Here is a 459-nt window from a genome sequence, read left to right as displayed (position 1 = left end):
TTGGCATGTTTTACGGGCTGAGAGATTCAAGAACTTAGACCGACAATGCGGATTTGCTGAGTCTACTAGGGACGAATTGCCAAAGGAACAAAGAACTATATATAGCCTAAGACCTTTAAGCCTTTGAAATACAAGTAAACATAACGCCAAATTAAGGTGTGAACAACGCTAACACCTTGCCTAAAGCATTGTGCCATAAACACTAAACTGGCTTGAAGTGAAAGCGCCGAGCGTTGTGAATCACTCTTAAATTTATTGTTAGGTGAACTTACTTCTAACCAGCGTCAACCCAGTCAGAAACTATAGATTTAGCGTCTAAAAAACTAACTGGCATTTTCAATTTAGCCATGTTTTCTTTTGCTAATTCAAAAGATACTTTTTGAAATTTACAACGATTGAAATACGCTTGAAGCTTTTTATCATGCCGTTTAATTGGTCGTTCAGATCCTGCCAAAACCC

1 protein-coding gene is annotated in these 459 nt (G+C 37.9%); it reads right to left on the bottom strand.

Translation table 11 applies throughout. The features are described 5' to 3' along the window. Positions 1-274: 274 nt before the first annotated feature. On the bottom strand, positions 275-459 hold a 185-nt coding region (locus tag ELS82_RS26630), incomplete at its 5' end, for a hypothetical protein (protein ID WP_167489572.1).

It is taken from the genome of Vibrio ouci (genome assembly GCF_004551525.1).
Classification (GTDB): domain Bacteria; phylum Pseudomonadota; class Gammaproteobacteria; order Enterobacterales; family Vibrionaceae; genus Vibrio; species Vibrio ouci.
This window is presented reverse-complemented; position numbering and strand designations above follow the sequence as displayed.